At 73.1% G+C, this 13,691-nt stretch carries 13 protein-coding genes; 10 read left to right on the top strand and 3 right to left on the bottom strand.

Going from position 1 to position 13,691, the window contains the following annotated elements; translation table 11 throughout:
- Positions 1 to 50: 50 nt before the first annotated feature.
- The 7 genes from DSZ44_RS09195 to DSZ44_RS09165 all read left to right on the top strand — a co-directional run bounded on the left by DSZ44_RS09195 (position 51) and on the right by DSZ44_RS09165 (position 8,759).
- On the top strand, positions 51 to 1,406 hold the full coding sequence (locus DSZ44_RS09195) for a nucleoside transporter C-terminal domain-containing protein (RefSeq protein WP_110852399.1): 1,356 nt from the start codon (positions 51 to 53) through the stop codon (positions 1,404 to 1,406).
- A gap of 62 nt (positions 1,407 to 1,468) precedes the next feature.
- The gene (locus DSZ44_RS09190) at positions 1,469 to 2,416 is read left to right on the top strand and encodes a bifunctional riboflavin kinase/FAD synthetase (protein ID WP_110852318.1); all 948 of its coding nucleotides are present in this window, start codon (positions 1,469 to 1,471) and stop codon (positions 2,414 to 2,416) included.
- A gap of 54 nt (positions 2,417 to 2,470) precedes the next feature.
- Entirely contained in the window at positions 2,471 to 2,779 is a 309-nt protein-coding gene (gene rpsO / locus DSZ44_RS09185) for a 30S ribosomal protein S15 (protein ID WP_181424592.1), read from the top strand.
- A gap of 210 nt (positions 2,780 to 2,989) precedes the next feature.
- On the top strand, positions 2,990 to 5,350 hold the full coding sequence (locus tag DSZ44_RS09180) for a polyribonucleotide nucleotidyltransferase (protein WP_181424586.1): 2,361 nt from the start codon (positions 2,990 to 2,992) through the stop codon (positions 5,348 to 5,350).
- The gene (locus DSZ44_RS09175) at positions 5,343 to 6,704 is read left to right on the top strand and encodes a M16 family metallopeptidase (protein WP_110852398.1); all 1,362 of its coding nucleotides are present in this window, start codon (positions 5,343 to 5,345) and stop codon (positions 6,702 to 6,704) included. Before DSZ44_RS09180 ends, DSZ44_RS09175 begins: the two co-directional genes overlap by 8 nt.
- 348 nt (positions 6,705 to 7,052) lie before the next feature.
- A complete protein-coding gene (dapB, locus tag DSZ44_RS09170; protein ID WP_110852397.1) occupies positions 7,053 to 7,805 on the top strand; it encodes a 4-hydroxy-tetrahydrodipicolinate reductase in 753 nt (250 codons plus the stop codon).
- A gap of 60 nt (positions 7,806 to 7,865) precedes the next feature.
- Positions 7,866 to 8,759, top strand: coding sequence for a serine/threonine-protein kinase (locus DSZ44_RS09165; protein WP_181424585.1), 894 nt, complete (start codon positions 7,866 to 7,868; stop codon positions 8,757 to 8,759).
- 7 nt (positions 8,760 to 8,766) lie between these two features.
- Here DSZ44_RS09165 and DSZ44_RS09160 read toward each other — a convergent pair whose 3' ends face one another.
- Positions 8,767 to 9,699 carry a nucleoside hydrolase gene (locus DSZ44_RS09160; protein WP_110852314.1) on the bottom strand — a complete coding sequence of 311 codons (933 nt, stop codon included), beginning with the start codon at positions 9,697 to 9,699 and terminating at the stop codon, positions 8,767 to 8,769.
- 21 nt (positions 9,700 to 9,720) lie between these two features.
- Positions 9,721 to 10,347: a GNAT family N-acetyltransferase gene (locus tag DSZ44_RS09155; protein WP_110852313.1), complete on the bottom strand. Its 627-nt coding sequence runs from the start codon at positions 10,345 to 10,347 to the stop codon at positions 9,721 to 9,723.
- A gap of 85 nt (positions 10,348 to 10,432) precedes the next feature.
- Between DSZ44_RS09155 and dapA the strand changes: the two genes are divergently transcribed.
- The 3 genes from dapA to DSZ44_RS18775 are packed head-to-tail and all read left to right on the top strand — an operon-like array spanning position 10,433 to position 13,147.
- Positions 10,433 to 11,329 carry a 4-hydroxy-tetrahydrodipicolinate synthase gene (gene dapA / locus DSZ44_RS09150; RefSeq protein ID WP_110852396.1) on the top strand — a complete coding sequence of 299 codons (897 nt, stop codon included), beginning with the start codon at positions 10,433 to 10,435 and terminating at the stop codon, positions 11,327 to 11,329.
- Positions 11,326 to 13,011 carry a ribonuclease J gene (locus tag DSZ44_RS09145; RefSeq protein ID WP_110852312.1) on the top strand — a complete coding sequence of 562 codons (1,686 nt, stop codon included), beginning with the start codon at positions 11,326 to 11,328 and terminating at the stop codon, positions 13,009 to 13,011. Before dapA ends, DSZ44_RS09145 begins: the two co-directional genes overlap by 4 nt.
- A gap of 10 nt (positions 13,012 to 13,021) precedes the next feature.
- Positions 13,022 to 13,147 (top strand): hypothetical protein, encoded by a 126-nt coding sequence (locus tag DSZ44_RS18775; protein WP_258369362.1) that lies wholly within the window; start codon positions 13,022 to 13,024, stop codon positions 13,145 to 13,147.
- Here DSZ44_RS18775 and DSZ44_RS09140 read toward each other — a convergent pair.
- On the bottom strand, positions 13,114 to 13,680 hold the full coding sequence (locus tag DSZ44_RS09140) for a TetR/AcrR family transcriptional regulator (RefSeq protein ID WP_110852311.1): 567 nt from the start codon (positions 13,678 to 13,680) through the stop codon (positions 13,114 to 13,116). The genes DSZ44_RS18775 and DSZ44_RS09140 overlap by 34 nt on opposite strands.
- Positions 13,681 to 13,691 lie beyond the last annotated feature (11 nt).

Below are 13,691 nucleotides of genomic sequence, written 5' to 3'. Positions count from 1 at the left end.
ACACGACGGGAGGAGGAGCGGTGCTCCAGGTGCTGTGGGGACTGGGCGGCATGGTCGTCCTCCTGGCGATCGCGTGGCTGCTGTCGGTCGACCGACGGCGGATCCGCTACCGCACCGTGCTGCTCGCCCTCCTCGTCCAGGTCACCTTCGGGGTCCTCGTGCTGTACGTGCCGGCCGGCCAGCGGGTCCTCGAGACGGTGACCTCGGGCGTGCAGTCGGTCATCAACTCCTCCGCCGAGGGCATCGCCTTCCTCTTCGGCCCGATCCTGCCCGACGAGGGCTCCGTCTTCGCCTTCCAGGTGCTGCCCGTCATCGTCTTCTTCGCCGCCCTGACCGCAGTGCTCTACCACGTGGGCCTCCTCCAGCTCGTCACGCGCTGGATCGGCGGAGCCCTGGCGAAGCTCCTCGGGACCACCGGGCCGGAGTCGATGAACGCCGCCGCCAACATCTTCGTCGGGCAGACCGAGGCGCCTCTCGTCATCCGGCCCTACATCAAGGACATGACGCCCTCGGAGATCTTCGCCGTCATGGCCGGCGGCCTCACGACGGTCGCCGGCTCGGTCCTCGTCGGCTACTCGCTGCTCGGCGCCAACCTCGAGTACCTCATCGCCGCGAGCTTCATGGCGGCCCCCGCGGGCCTCCTCATGGCGAAGATGCTCGTCCCCGCAGGCGCCCTCGCGGACATCGGCCCCAACGCCGAGACGGCCCCCACCCCGGACGCGCCCGTCGCCGACACCGACGACGACGGCGACACCTCCGGCCGTGGCGGCTCGCGGCTGGCAGCGGCCTTCCGTCGCGGCTCCCGCCGGGGCGGCACCCACGAGGGCCGCGACGAGCTGGTCCGCCGGGCGCGCGGTGAGGACGCCCCGGAGGAGGATGAGGAGGAGCCACCGGTCAACGTCATCGACGCCGCCGCCCGCGGCGCGTCCGACGGCCTCACCCTCGCGCTCAACGTCGGCGCGATGCTCCTCGCTTTCATCTCCCTCATCGCGCTGGCCAACATTGTCGTCGGCGGCATCGGCGGGTGGTTCGGCAACGACGACCTCAGCGTCGAGGAGATCCTCGGCTACGTCTTCTCCCCGGTCATGGCAGCCGTCGGCGTCCCCCTCCACGAGGCGGTCGACGCTGGCAGCTTCCTCGGCCAGAAGGTCATCCTCAACGAGTTCGTCGCCTTCTCCGACTTCGCGCCCAACGCCGAGGACTTCAGCGAGAAGTCCCAGGCCGTCATCACCTTCGCGCTCACCGGCTTCGCGAACCTGGGCTCCCTCGCCATCCTCCTCGGCGGGCTGGGCGGCATCGCCCCCACCCAGCGCGGCGTCATCGCCACCCTCGGCCTGCGGGCGGTGCTCGCGGGCACGCTCGGCAACCTCCTGTCGGCGGCCATCGCCGGGATCCTCATCGGCTGAGCCGGGGTAGTCTCGGCTGCGGCCCGCAGCCAGCGACCGCCCACGACAGAAGGAGCCCCAGCGTGCAGGTGTGGCACGGCATCGAGCAGATCCCCGACGGTCTGAGCGGCAGTGTCGTCACCATCGGCAACTTCGACGGCGTCCACCGCGGGCACCGGGCCGTCCTCACGGCCACCGCGGAGCGGGCCCGCTCGCTCGGGGTCCCCGCCGTCGCCCTCACCTTCGACCCGCACCCCGCGCAGGTCCACCGGCCCGGCACGACCCCGCCGCTCCTCACCGGGCTCACCGACAGGCTCGCCCTCCTCGCCGAGGTCGGCATCGACGCCACGCTCGTCCTCCACTACACCCTCGACCTCGCCGCGCTCACCCCCGAGGAGTTCGTCACCGGGTACCTGCGTGACGCGCTGCGGGCTCGCGCCGTCGTCGTCGGCCACGACGCGCGCTTCGGCCGCGGCAACTCCGGTGACCAGCACACGATGGCGGCGCTGGGGCAGGAGCACGGCTTCGCCGTCGACGTCGTCGCGGACGTCGGAGCCGACCGGCGCTGGTCCTCCAGCTGGGCCCGCGAGCTCGTCGAGTCCGGTGACGTGGCCGCGGCCGAGACCATCCTCGGCCGCCCCCACCGGATGCGCGGCGTCGTCGTGCGCGGCCAGGCCCGCGGGCGTGACCTCGGGTTCCCGACGGCGAACCTCGCCCCGTCCGCGACCGGCACCATCCCGGCCGACGGCGTCTACGCCGGCTGGCTGCGCCGGCACGCGGGCGCGGGGGAGCGGCTGCCCGCCGCGGTCTCCGTCGGCACCAACCCGACCTTCGGGGACATCGCCGAGCGCATCGTCGAGGCCCACGTCATCGGGCGCAGCGACCTGCACCTGTACGACGAGGAGGTCGTCGTCGAGTTCGTCGAGCGGCTCCGCGCGACCGTGCGCTACGAGGGCGTCGAGGCGCTCGTCGCGCAGATGCGCCTGGACGTCGCCGACGCGCTCGCCGTGCTGGGCGAGTCGGCCGTCTGATAGCATCATCTCTTGCCGTCAGATCGGCCGCGGATGCGTCATGCCCGGGTGGACATGCCCCGGTGCTCCGCGCAACAACCCCAAGGAGAACCTGTGCCCCTCGCTGCAGACGTCAAGCAGTCCATCATCGCCGAGTACGCCACCCACGAGGGCGACACCGGTTCGCCGGAGGTCCAGATCGCGATGCTCAGCCGTCGCATCCTCGACCTCACCGAGCACCTCAAGACGCACAAGCACGACCACCACAGCCGTCGTGGTCTGCTGCTGCTCGTCGGTCAGCGCCGCAACCTGCTCAAGTACCTGCAGCGTGTCGACATCGAGCGGTACCGCACCCTGATCGGGCGCCTCGGACTGCGTCGCTGACACTCGCGCCGGCTCGGACCCGTACGGGTCCGGGCCGGCTGTGCAATGTCCGCCGGTGACGGCGGACGACAACTCAACACACCACCACCGCGCCGGACGTACCGAGCCGGTTTTCGGTAGTGGCCCCCGGAAGACCGGTTCGCCGGTGGTCCGTGGGCCTCGATCGAAGGCCGCCGGGCGCCGCGCGACGACCACGAAGGAGGGCGCCCCATGGAGGGACCCGAGATCACGTCCGCCGAAGCCGTCATCGACAACGGCACGTTCGGCACCCGCACCGTCCGCTTCGAGACCGGCCGCCTGGCCCGTCAGGCCGCCGGCTCCGCCGTCGCGTACCTCGACGAGGACACGATGCTGCTGTCGGCGACCACGTTCGGCAAGAACCCGAAGGACCACTTCGACTTCTTCCCGCTGACCGTGGACGTCGAGGAGCGCCAGTACGCCGCCGGCAAGATCCCCGGCTCGTTCTTCCGCCGCGAGGGTCGTCCCTCGACCGAGGCGATCCTCGCCTGCCGGCTCATCGACCGCCCGCTGCGCCCGTCCTTCGCCAAGGGCCTGCGCAACGAGGTCCAGGTCGTCGAGACCGTCCTCGCGATCCACCCCGACGACTCCTACGACGTCCTGGCGATCAACGCCGCGTCGATGTCGACCCAGATCTCCGGCCTGCCCTTCTCCGGGCCGATCGGCGGCACGCGCATCGCCCTCATCGACGACCAGTGGGTCGCCTTCCCGCGCTACTCCGAGCTCGAGCGGGCCGTCTTCTCGATGGTCGTCGCCGGCCGCGTCGTCACCGACGCGCAGGGCACCGAGGACGTCGCGGTCATGATGGTCGAGGCCGAGGCAACCGACAACGCCTGGACGCTCATCAAGGAGCAGGGCGCCACGGCTCCCACCGAGGACGTCGTCGCGCAGGGCCTCGAGGCTGCCAAGCCGTTCATCCTCGCGCTGTGCCACGCGCAGAGCGAGCTCGCGGCGAACACCTCCAAGCCGACCACCGAGCTGCCCCGCTTCCTCGACTACTCCCCCGAGGAGTACGAGGCCGTCGTCGCCCACGCCGGCACGGACCTCTCCGAGGCCATCGCCATCGCGGGCAAGCACGAGCGCGAGAACCGTCTCGACGAGGTCAAGAAGGCCACCCTCGAGGCGCTCGCCGGCCAGTTCCCCGACGCCGAGAAGAACCTCTCCGCCGCCTTCCGCGCCGCCACCAAGCACTTCGTGCGCCGCCGCGTCCTCACCGACGGCGTGCGCATGGACGGTCGCGGACTGCGCGACATCCGCACCCTGTCCGCCGAGGTCGACGTGCTCCCGCGCGTCCACGGCTCGGCGATCTTCGAGCGTGGCGAGACGCAGATCATGGGCGTCACCACGCTCAACATGCTGCGCATGGAGCAGCAGCTCGACACGCTCTCCCCGCAGACGCGCAAGCGCTACATGCACAACTACAACTTCCCGCCCTACTCCACCGGTGAGACCGGTCGCGTGGGCTCGCCCAAGCGTCGCGAGATCGGCCACGGCGCCCTCGCCGAGCGAGCCCTCATGCCCGTCCTGCCCTCCCGCGAGGAGTTCCCCTACGCGATCCGGCAGGTCTCCGAGGCGCTGGGCTCCAACGGCTCCACCTCGATGGGCTCGGTCTGCGCCTCGACCCTGTCCCTGTACAACGCCGGCGTGCCGCTGCGCGCCCCCGTGGCCGGTATCGCCATGGGCCTCATGACCGACGAGGTCGACGGTGAGACCCGCTACGCGGCGCTCACCGACATCCTCGGCGCCGAGGACGCCTTCGGTGACATGGACTTCAAGGTCGCCGGTACCCGCGAGTTCGTCACGGCCATCCAGCTGGACACCAAGCTCGACGGCATCCCGTCCTCCGTGCTCACCGGTGCCCTGTCGCAGGCCCGCGACGCGCGCCTGCACATCCTCGACGTCATGACCGAGGTCATCGACGCCCCCGACGAGATGGCCCCGACGGCGCCCCGCGTCATCACGGTCAAGGTCCCCGTCGACAAGATCGGTGAGGTCATCGGCCCGAAGGGCAAGATGATCAACCAGATCCAGGAGGACACCGGCGCGGACATCTCCATCGAGGACGACGGCACCGTCTACATCGGCGCGACCGACGGCCCCTCGGCCGAGGCCGCCCGCCAGGCGGTCAACGCCATCGCCAACCCGCAGATGCCCGAGATCGGCGAGCGCTTCGTCGGGACCGTCGTCAAGACGACGACCTTCGGCGCCTTCGTCTCCCTGTCCCCGGGCAAGGACGGCCTGCTCCACATCTCCCAGATCCGCCGGCTCGTCGGTGGCAAGCGCGTGGAGAACGTCGAGGACGTCCTCGGCGTGGGTCAGCAGGTCCAGGTCGAGCTCGCCGAGATCGACGCCCGCGGCAAGCTGTCCCTGCACGCCGTCGTCGACGACGAGGAGGGTGAGGCGGCCGAGACCGCTGCGCCCGAGGCCACCGAGGCCGCCTCGTCCGGCGAGGAGCAGGGCGAGCGCGAGGAGCGTCCGCGCCGTGAGGGCGGCGGCCGTCGTCGCGAGCGTCGCACCCGTACGCGGGAGGACGGCGACAGCGCCGGTGCCTGAGGCACTTCCCCTGGGCCCGGCCGGTGAGCCGGGTACCGAGATCTCGCTGGAGCAGGACGGGAGCGTCATCCGACGCTCCGTCCTGCCCGGCGGGATCCGCGTGCTGAGCGAGGCCATGCCGGCCCAGCGCTCGGCCACGATCGGGGCCTGGGTGGCCGTCGGCTCGCGTGACGAGACCGACGGCCACCACGGCTCGACCCACTTCCTCGAGCACCTGCTGTTCAAGGGCACCCCTCGCCGGGACGCGATGGACATCGCCGTGGCCTTCGACGCCGTCGGCGGGGAGGCCAATGCGGCCACCGGCAAGGAGCACACCTGCTACTACGCGCGGGTGCTCGACGCCGACCTGCCGATGGCGGTCGACGTCATCACCGACATGGTGACCTCCGCCCTCCTCGACGCCGAGGAGTTCGAGACCGAGCGCGGCGTCATCCTCGAGGAGCTGGCGATGGCGGGGGACGACCCCGTCGACGTCGCCCACGAGCAGTTCGCGACGGCGGTCCTCGGACCGCACCCCCTCGGACGCCCGATCGGTGGCACGCCGGCGACGATCCGCGGCGTCCCGCGTGAGGCCGTGCTCGAGCACTACCGGCGCACCTACGTGCCCAGCGAGCTCGTCGTCACCGCGGCGGGCGCCGTCGACCACGACGAGCTGTGCCGCCAGGTCCTCGAGGCCGTCCGCGCGGGCGGCTGGGAGCTCGACCCGGCGGGCGTGCCCGCCGAGCGCCGCTCAGCCGGTGACGACGCGCTGCCTACCGAGGGCCGCGCCCTCACGCTGCGCCGCACCACCGAGCAGGCCAACGTCATCCTCGGCTGCCAGGGGCTGCCCGCCGGCGACGACCGCCGCTGGGCGCTGTCGGTCCTCATGACCGCCCTCGGCGGCGGGATGAGCTCGCGCCTGTTCCAGGAGATCCGCGAGCGTCGCGGCCTGGCCTACTCGACCTACGCCTTCGCCTCCTCCTACGCCGAGGCCGGCACCGTGGGCCTGTACGCCGGCTGTGCGCCGGAGAACACCGCGCAGGTCGTCGAGCTGCTCGGCGAGGAGCTCGACCGCATCGCCGCCGCACCGCTCCCGGCCGAGGAGCTCGAGCGGGCCATCGGCCAGCTGAGCGGCAACCTCGTCCTCGGCCTGGAGGACACCGGCTCACGCATGTCCCGCCTGGGCCGCGCGGAGATCGTCCACGGCGAGCTCACCACCGTCGCCGAGACGCTAGACCGCGTCGCCGCCGTGACCGCCGAGCAGGTGCAGGAGCTGGCTGTCGAGCTGGCCGCCAAGCCGCGCTCGCTCGTCGTCGTCGGCCCCTTCGAGCACGACCTCGCCGGTCAGCTCCTCTCCGCCACGGCCGCCCCGTAACCCCACCGCCGAGAGCTGAGTTGTTCCCGCAGCCCCCTCCGGCGCCCACAGCTGACTTGTTCCCCCAGCCCCCTCTGGCGCCGACAGCTGACTTGTTCCTGACACCTCAGTCCGCGCCGACAGCTGAGTTGTTCCCCGCGTTTCACGCCGTACGGCTCGTACCTGCGCTGCGAGCGGCACGAGCACTCGGTAATAACTGCGCTCTCGGCGGGGGTGGGGGTATTAACTCAGCGCTCGGCGGGGGTGGGGGTAACAACTGCGCTCTCGGCGGGGGTGGGGGTAACAACTCAGCGCTCGGCGGGTGGGCGGTCCTGAGGGGTGGGGGACGGGCGGCCTATGCTCGCTCGCATGACTGACTTCCCCAGGGTGGCCGTGCTGGGTGCCGACGGGCGCATGGGCGCCACCGTGTGCCGTGCCGTCGACAACGCCCCGGACCTGCAGCTCGTCGCCCGCCTCGACAAGGACGACGACGTCGCCTCGCTCGCCGGGCGGGCGGACGTCGCCGTCGACTTCACCGTCCCCTCCGTCACCGAGGCCAACGTCCACGCGCTCCTCGACGCCGGGGTCCACGCCGTCGTCGGCACGACGGGCTGGGACGACGCGGCCCTGGCCCGCGTGGAGGAGCGCCTCGCTCGCACCGAGGGCCTCGGGGTGCTCGTCGCGCCGAACTTCGCCCTGTCCGCCGTCCTGGCCATGCAGTTCGCCGCCACGGCGGCCCGCTACTTCGAGTCGGCCGAGGTCGTCGAGCTCCACCACCCGAACAAGGTCGACGCGCCGTCCGGGACGGCGCTGGCCACCGCCCGCGGCATCGCCGCCGCGCGCCGTGACGCCGGCCTGGGCGAGATGCCCGACGCCACCGAGACACAGCTCGACGGCGCCCGCGGCGCCGTCGTCGACGGCGTCCACGTGCACGCGGTCCGCCTGCGCGGGCTCGTCGCCCACGAGGAGGTCGTCCTCGGCAACCCGGGGGAGCAGCTGACCATCCGCACCGACTCCTTCGACCGGGAGAGCTTCATGCCCGGTGTCCTCCTCGCCGTGCGCGAGGTCGGCCGCCGCCCTGGACTGACGGTCGGCCTGGAGCACCTGCTCGACCTCCGCTGACGAGGCGCCGCGGTGCTCCCGAGAGGCGCCACGCGGGAGCCCCGCACCACAATGGCGGGCGTGATTCGTCTCGCGGACAGGTACGAGCTGCGGCACGTCGTCGGGCGTGGCGGGATGGGCAGCGTCTGGGCGGCCCGTGACGTGCGCTCCGGGCGCGACGTCGCCGTCAAGACCGCCGAGGCGCTCCCCGAGGAGACGTCCGCGCTGCGGCGGGAGGCCGCCCTCGCGGCGTCGGTCGACCACCCGGGCGTCGTGGACGTCCACGACGCGGGGCACGACGGCGCCACCGCCTACCTCGTCATGGACCTCCTCGACGGCCCCGACCTCGCCGCCGTGCTCGACGACGGCCCCGTGCCGCCCGCGGAGGCGATGCGTATCGCGCACGGTGTCGCGGACGCCCTGGCCGCCGTCCACGGCGCCGGCGTGGTCCACGCCGACGTCAAGCCCGCGAACGTCATGCTCAGCGAGGACGCCGTCGTGCTCGTCGACTTCGGCGTCGCCGCCGCCTCGCCGGACGACGACGCCGGACCGGTGACGTTCGGGACGGCGCCGTACATGGCACCGGAGCAGGTCGCGTCGTCGCCCGCGACCGCCGCGAGCGACGTCTACGCCCTCGGCTGCCTCCTCACGGCCACGCTCGCCGGCCGGCCCCCGTTCACCGCGGACAGCCCCACGGAGGTGCTGCGCCACCACGTGCGCGCCACGGCGCCTCGGCTGCGTGAGCTGCTGCCCGGTGTCCCCGCGCGCCTCGACGAGCTGGTCGCGACGATGCTCGACAAGGACCCGGCCGGCCGCTGCTCGGCGGCCGAGGTCCGCGACGTCCTCGCCGAGCTGCGGGAGGACGTCCCGCTCCCGCCCCGTCCGCTGCGGCCCGTGGGGGACCTGACCGCCAGGCTGGACCCGGACGCCACCCGCCCGATCCTCGAGGTGCTCGACCTGCCCTCCGCCGCCTGACCGCTCGCTAGCTCCCGAGGGTGGCGACGGCCGCGACGGTCATGTCCCACAGCCGCTCGCGGTCCAGCCCCACGGCCACGGAGGTGGCGAGCGGCCGGCCGAGGTCGCCGTCGAAGTCGGTGACGGTCATCCCGGTGGTCCAGCGTCCCGCCGTCTCGACCGTGACGAAGGCGTCGCGGTAGGTCATCACGTCGGGCTCCAGCACGGCGGCCACCGCGCACAGGTCGTGGACGGCCGGCGCGGGGAAGCCACGCCTCGCGTAGGACTCGGCGAAGAACTCGAGCAGCTCGTCGACGAAGGCGGCGAGCGGCGTGCCCAGCGCCCGGACCCGGTCGCGGAAGGCGTCGTCGGCCAGGGCCTGGTGGGTGAGGTCGAGGCCCACCATGGTGACCGGCCACGACGCGGCGAAGACCGCGTCGGCCGCCTCCGGGTCGGCGAGGATGTTGAACTCGGCGGCCGGGGTGCGGTTGCCGCGGGTGTAGCTGCCGCCCATGAGGACCACCCGCTTGACGAAGCCCGCGAGGCGCGGCTCGAGCGCGAGGGCCAGGGCGATGTTCGTCAGCGGGCCGGTGGGCACGAGCGTCACCGTGCCGGGCTCGTGCGCCAGGACGGTCTCCACGATGAGCTCGGCGGCCCGCCGCTCGTCCAGGCCGACCGTCGGGGCGGGCAGCACCGGGCCGTCCAGGCCGCTGTCCCCGTGGTAGTCCGGGGCGACGATCGGCTCACGCACCAGTGGCCGCGCGGCGCCGCGCGCGACCGGCACGTCGACCCCGGCCACCGTGCACACCGCGCGGGCGTTGTGGGTGACCTTGTCGATGGTCTGGTTGCCGGCGACGGTCGTGACCGCCAGCAGCTCGCAGCGCGGGTCACCGGCGGCGAGGAGGATCGCCAGCGCGTCGTCGTGGCCGGGGTCGCAGTCGAGGACGATCTTCTCGGTCATGGACCGAGTCTGGCCCCCGGCTCAGACCTGGGCGAACCAGCAGCTCTCGACGACGTCCCCCGCGCCGGTCGTGAGGACGCGACGCGGCCCGGCGGGGGCGAAGCCCGCCGAGGAGAGGAAGCGGGTGCGGGCGTCGTCCTCCTGGCCCGCCCACACGACGAGGGAGGTGGCGCCCGCCTCGTCGGCGAGGTCGGCGCAGGCGGCGAGCAGGCGGGAGCCGTGGCCCTCACGCGTGTGGGAGGCCTCGACCTCCAGCGCCAGCACCTCCACCGGCGCGTCGCCGGCGCCCTCGGGCAGCGCCACGCCCTCGGACGGGGCGAAGGCGAGGAAGCCGACCACCTCGACGCCCGCGCAGGCGGTGAGGACCCGGTGGCGCTGGCTGGGCGGGGCCGTGACGGCGGCCTGCCACTGGGCGGTCACGGCGGAGGTGTCGACCGCGCCCAGCTCCTCCTCGGTGATGATGCCGCGCGCCCGCCACGCCCCCAGCTGCAGGCCGGTGATGAGCGCGGCGTCCTCCGGCACCGCCGGACGGACGGAGAGGTCCGCCGTCGGGCCGTGGTCGTGACCCGCGTGCGGGTCGTCGTCGGGCAGGGCGCCGGCTGCCAGGGCGCCGAGCAGGTCGTCCGCGTCGTGCGGCGTGCTGTCCATCCTCACCCCAGCAGGCTACCGGCGCGGGCGGTCACGGTGCGGACCGGCGCAGCCGCTCGCTCGGGTGGACGGTACCGTCGTGCCCATGAACGCCGCCCCCTCGCGCACCTTCGGCTCGGTGTCGGTCGCCATGGTGACCCCCTTCCACGCCGACGGCACGGTCGACGTGCCCACCGCGCAGCAGCTGGCCGTCGACCTCGTCGACGCCGGCTGCGACAGCCTCGTCGTCAACGGCACGACCGGGGAGTCCTCGACCACCCACCAGCCCGAGAAGGACGCGCTGCTGATCGGGGTCGTCGAGGCCGTGGGGGAGCGCGCCATGGTCATCGCCGGCGCGGGGTCCAACGACACCGCCCACGCCGTGCGCATCGCCAAGAGCGCCGAGCGCACCGGCGCGCACGGCCTGCTCGTCGTCACCCCGTACTACAACCGGCCCTCCCAGGCCGGCGTGGTCACCCACATCGAGACCATCGCGGACTCCACCGGTCTGCCGGTCATGCTCTACGACATCCCCGGACGCACCGGCGTCGCCATCGGTGACGACGCCCTGGACCGCCTCGCCGAGCACCCGCGCATCCTCGCGGTCAAGGACGCGACCGGGGACGTGCCGCACGGCTTCGAGCGGATGGCCCGCACCGGGCTGGAGTTCTACTCCGGCGACGACGGCCTCAACTTCGCCTGGCTCGCGCACGGCGCCTCCGGCGTCGTCAGCGTCGTCGGGCACCTCGCGGCCGGCGCCTACGCCGAGATGGTCGCCGAGGTCGACGACGGCGACCTCGTGGCGGCCCGCGCCGTCGCCACCCGCACACGCGCCCTGGTCAATGCCATCATGGGAGGTGGCCAGGGCGCCGTCATGGTCAAGGAGGCACTTCACCTCCAGGGCCGGCTGCCCAGCCCGGCCGTGCGGCTGCCGCTCGTGCGCGCCGCGGAGAACGAGATCGCGGCACTGGAGACGGTGCTGCGCCAGGAAGGACTTCTGTGAGCCACACCCACCCCGACCTCGCGCCTCCCGGGCCCCTCGCGCCAGGGGCGCTGCGTGTCGTCGCCCTCGGAGGCCTGGGTGAGGTCGGCCGCAACATGGCCGTCCTCGAGTACGAGGGCCGCCTGCTCATCATCGACTGCGGCGTGCTCTTCCCCGAGGACCACCAGCCCGGCGTCGACCTCATCCTCCCGGACTTCGACTACATCGCCGACCGCATGGGAGACGTCGAGGCGATCGTCCTCACCCACGGCCACGAGGACCACATCGGTGCCGTGCCCTACCTTCTGCGGCTGCGCCAGGACATCCCGCTCATCGGCTCCCAGCTCACCCTCGCGTTCATCGAGGCCAAGCTCAAGGAGCACCGCATCACGCCCCGCACCCGCGCGGTCAAGGAGGGGCAGGTCGAGCGCTTCGGGCCTTTCGAGACCGAGTTCGTCGCCGTCAACCACTCCATCCCCGACGCGCTGGCCGTCATGGTGCGCACCGGCGCCGGCAACGTGCTCCACACCGGTGACTTCAAGATGGACCAGCTCCCGCTGGACGGTCGGATCACCGACCTGCGCGCCTTCGCCCGCCTCGGCGAGGAGGGCGTGGACCTGTTCATGACCGACTCGACCAACGCCGAGGTCCCCGGCTTCACCACCGCCGAGGCGGAGATCGGCCCGGTCCTGGACTCCGTCTTCGCCGACGCCACCCAGAAGATCGTCGTCGCCTCCTTCGCCTCGCACGTCCACCGGGTGCAGCAGGTGCTCGACGCCGCCTACGCCCACCGCCGCAAGGTCGCCTTCGTCGGGCGCTCGATGGTGCGGAACATGAAGATCGCCGCCGACCTCGGCTACCTCCACGTCCCGGAGGACACCGTCGTCGACGTCAAGCAGGTCGACGACCTGCGCGACGACGAGCTCGTCCTCATGGCGACCGGCTCGCAGGGCGAGCCGATGGCGGCGCTGAGCCGCATCGCCAACCGGGACCACCGCGTGTCGGTCGGCCCGGGGGACACGGTGATCTTCGCCTCCTCCCTCATCCCCGGCAACGAGAACTCGGTCTACCGCGTCATCAACGGGCTCACCCGTCTCGGCGCCAAGGTCGTCCACCAGGCCAACGCCCGGGTGCACGTCTCCGGTCACGCCAGCGCCGGCGAGCTCCTCTACTGCTACAACATCGTCAAGCCGCGCAACGTCATGCCGGTGCACGGGGAGATCCGCCACCTCGTGGCCAACGGGGCGCTCGCCGTCAAGACCGGCGTGCCCGCCGAGCGTGTCGTGCTCGCCGAGGACGGCGTCGTCGTCGACCTCGTCGACGGCAGGGCCCGGATCGTCGGAGCCGTGCCGAGCCGCTACGTCTACGTCGACGGCTCGAGCGTCGGGGAGATCACCGAGGCCGAGCTCAAGGACCGCCGTATCCTCGGCGAGGAGGGCTTCATCTCCATCTTCGCCGCCGTGGACTCCGCGACCGGCGCCGTCGTCGCCGGCCCGCACATCCAGGCCCGCGGCATGGCCGAGGACGAGTCCGTCTTCGACGGGATCCTGCCCAAGCTGGCCCAGGAGCTCACCAGCGCGGCACAGGGAGGCACCTCGGACACGCGCCAGCTGCAGCAGGTGATGCGGCGGGTCGTCGGACGCTGGGCCTCCTCGCGGCTGCGCCGTCGGCCGATGATCATCCCGGTGGTCGTCGAGGCGTAGGCGCGGTCCCATGGCCGCGACGATGACCGTCCTCGTCGCGGCCATCGTCGCCCTCGTCCCGGGCCGCGTGCCCCGCGCCGCGGCGACCTGGGTCGCGCCGTCTCAGCGCCGCGACCCGAGCAGCGCCGACCGGTAGCGGGCGTCCCGCTCGGCCCGGGTGCCGGGCAGCAGCTCCGCGAGCTCGAGGCTGACGAGCCCGTGGGCCAGCGCCCACAGCTCGAGGGCGCGCTCCTCCGCGTCGGGCACGCCGGGCAGCCGGGCGACGGCGCCGCGCAGCACGCGGAACGTCGGCCGCGCGGTGGTCGGGACGCCGTCGCGGGCAGCCTCGGCGCCGGGGGAGGAGCCGAACATCACCCGGTAGAAGTGCGGGTTGGCCAGGGCGTTGTCCCGGTAGGCCAGGCCGAGGGCGAGGAGGTCGGCGCCGGGGTCGTCCGTGCGCGGGACCGCGGCCAGGCGCTCGGCGAAGCGGCGGAACCCCTCGTCGACGACGGCGCTCAGCAGGCCGTCCCGGCCCCCGAAGAGGGTGTAGATCGCCGCCGTCGTCGTCCCTGCCGCCGCGGCGACCGTGCGCAGGGACAGGGCGCCGCTGCCGTGCTCGGCGACCGTCCGTGAGGCGAGCTCGACGAGGGCGGTACGGAGTGCGTCGTCGTGCGGGCGAGGGCGGGCCATGGGACGGGAGT

The organism is Georgenia satyanarayanai, from assembly GCF_900116375.1.
Classification (GTDB): domain Bacteria; phylum Actinomycetota; class Actinomycetes; order Actinomycetales; family Actinomycetaceae; genus Oceanitalea; species Oceanitalea nanhaiensis.
Note: the sequence above shows the minus strand (reverse complement) of the source record. Positions and strands in the feature narration are given on the sequence as shown.